Below are 2,478 nucleotides of genomic sequence, written 5' to 3'. Positions count from 1 at the left end.
CGTTTACGCCGTGATACCGTAAGCAGTAGTAGGGTACAAAGCGAATGGTATGTGAAGCAAAGCATGGAGTATATGCATCAAAATTACGATCGCGAGATCCAAGTGAAAGAAATAGCAGGGGTTGTGAATTTACATCCGGGCTATTTGCAGCGAATATTCAAAGCGGTGACAGGACAAACCCTGATGGGTTACCTCATGGAAATACGGATGGAAAAAGCACAGATGCTGCTGCTCGAAACAGACATCCCCATTGCAGATATTTCTGATTATATCGGCGTGGGCAGCCGGCAGTATTTTCATATGTTATTCAAAGCACATACGAATTTTACACCCACCGAATATCGGAAATCGATGAATACACATAAACTCGTCTATCCAGAAGGAAGTTAGAATTTTTGACACATGGGTAAGGAAATAGTTAGAAATTTGATAACGGTTTCTCTCATCTGCTTGGTACAATGTGAAGCATAGACGAAGTGATAGAGAGGGCGATAAATATGGCATTTAAGGTAGCATTTATAGGCGCAGGCAGTATCGGATTCACACGTGGACTTCTAAGAGATTTGCTAGCTGTACCTGAATTTCATAACATCCAAGTGGCTTTTACGGACATTAATCCTCACAATTTAGAAATGGTGACTGAGCTCTGTCAGAGGGATATTCAAGAGAATGGCTTATCGATTCAGATTCAAGCGACGACGGATCGCAGGGAAGCTTTAGAGGGCGCGAAATACGTACTATGCACGATTCGTGTGGGTGGTTTGGAGGCTTTTGCAACCGATGTCGACATTCCTTTGAAATATGGTGTGGACCAATGTGTGGGTGATACGCTATGTGCTGGTGGCATCATGTACGGTCAACGTGGAATCTCAGAAATGCTTCGCATTTGTCAAGATATTCGTGAGGTCGCTGCACCTGATGTTACGTTGTTGAATTATGCGAACCCGATGGCTATGCTAACTTGGGCTTGTAATAAGTACGGCGGTGTACGCACGATTGGCCTCTGTCACGGTGTACAGCATGGACATCATCAAATCGCGGACGTTTACGGGTTGGATAAGAAAGACGTGGACATTATTTGCGCCGGGATTAATCATCAAACGTGGTATATCCAAGCTTCGCATGAGGGCAAGGATTTAACGGCAGGGCTATTAGATGCTTTTGAAAATCATGCTGAGTATGCACGAACAGAGAAAGTTCGGATCGATATGCTGCGCCGTTTTGGTTACTATAGTACGGAGTCAAATGGACATTTGAGTGAATATGTTCCTTGGTACCGAAAGCGGGCAAGTGAAATTCAGGATTGGATTGATATGGGGTCCTGGATTAATGGTGAAACGGGCGGATACTTACGAGTGTGCACAGAGGGACGTCGCTGGTTTGAAACGGATTTCCCGAACTGGATGAAGGACCCGGCATTCGTATATGCAAGCGAGAAGCGCAGTGAAGAGCATGGCTCTTATATCATCGAAGGCCTGGAAACAGGGCGTGTCTATCGCGGTCATTTTAATCTGGTGAATAAAGGTGTGATCTCGAATTTACCGGATGATGCCATTATCGAAGCACCAGGCTATGTCGATCGCAACGGTATCTCGATGCCAGTTGTCGGTGATCTGCCTTTGGGCCCAGCGGCGGTGTGCAATGTCAGCATCTCAGTTCAGCGCTTAGCGGTAGAAGCAGCTGTTCATGGGAATGATCAGCTGCTGCGTCAAGCCTTTATGATGGATCCTCTCGTTGGAGCTGTCTGCAACCCGAAGGAAATTTGGCAAATGGTTGATGAGATGTTGGTGGCACAAGAGGCATGGTTGCCGCAGTATAGTGCCGCGATTGCTGAGGCCAAACAGCGTCTTGCTGCTGGGAACCTTATTCCGACGCGTGACTATGAAGGAGCTGCCCGTGTGAAGGTGAAAACAGTCGCTGAAATGCAGCAGGATCGTGAAGCAGCGAATAAGAACGCAGGGGAAGCTGACAAGGGTAAGGATCGCGCGACGACAACGGCCTAAAGGTTCATTTATTTTCAAGTGTGTTCATTTGGGTGCTTTTCAGGTATAATTAGTGGGTAAGTGAAGGGCCGCTTGCGGTCCTTCTTTGTATTTGCCATGGAAGCGTTTTATATCGAAAGGGGAAAGTCAGATGTCTAATATTGGCGTATGGGAAGCTGCAGAACCAGGCGTGACTCGCTGTATTTTGAAAGCTGAGGTAGGTTTAATGATGATGGAGGTTCACTTTGAGCCTGGAGCCATCGGTTATCTGCATAGCCATGTTCATGAACAAATGTCGTATTGCTTGAAGGGTAAAATCGAATTTACAATCGATGGCGTAGTTACCGTAATTGAACAGGGGCAAACGGTTTATATACCAAGTGGAGCCAAGCACGGGGTTACTGCATTGGAAGACTCTGCACTTTTAGATGTATTTACTCCGATTCGTGAAGATCTGGTGAAAAGATAACCAGTTGCTTATGCAACTGGTTTTCCT

3 protein-coding genes are annotated in these 2,478 nt (G+C 46.1%); all 3 read left to right on the top strand.

Annotated features, from left to right (window positions below):
- A partial coding sequence (locus tag AC1DVJ_RS30595) for a helix-turn-helix transcriptional regulator (protein WP_477596639.1) occupies positions 1-390 on the top strand: 390 nt, incomplete at its 5' end.
- Between the two features lie 107 nt (positions 391-497).
- Positions 498-2,003, top strand: coding sequence for an alpha-galactosidase (melA, locus tag AC1DVJ_RS30590; protein ID WP_477596637.1), 1,506 nt, complete (start codon positions 498-500; stop codon positions 2,001-2,003).
- A gap of 130 nt (positions 2,004-2,133) precedes the next feature.
- Positions 2,134-2,451 carry a cupin domain-containing protein gene (locus AC1DVJ_RS30585; RefSeq protein ID WP_477596635.1) on the top strand — a complete coding sequence of 106 codons (318 nt, stop codon included), beginning with the start codon at positions 2,134-2,136 and terminating at the stop codon, positions 2,449-2,451.
- The last annotated feature ends 27 nt before the right edge of the window (positions 2,452-2,478 follow it).

The organism is Paenibacillus sp. P4_A9 (assembly GCF_056402415.1).
Note: the sequence above shows the minus strand (reverse complement) of the source record. Positions and strands in the feature narration are given on the sequence as shown.

What these genes read in the sequence shown, in the direction of transcription:
- melA (WP_477596637.1), top strand. Translation starts at nt 498, where the DNA reads ATGGCATTTAAGGTAGCATTTATAGGCGCAGGCAGTATCGGATTCACA.
- AC1DVJ_RS30585 (WP_477596635.1), top strand. Translation starts at nt 2,134, where the DNA reads ATGTCTAATATTGGCGTATGGGAAGCTGCAGAACCAGGCGTGACTCGC.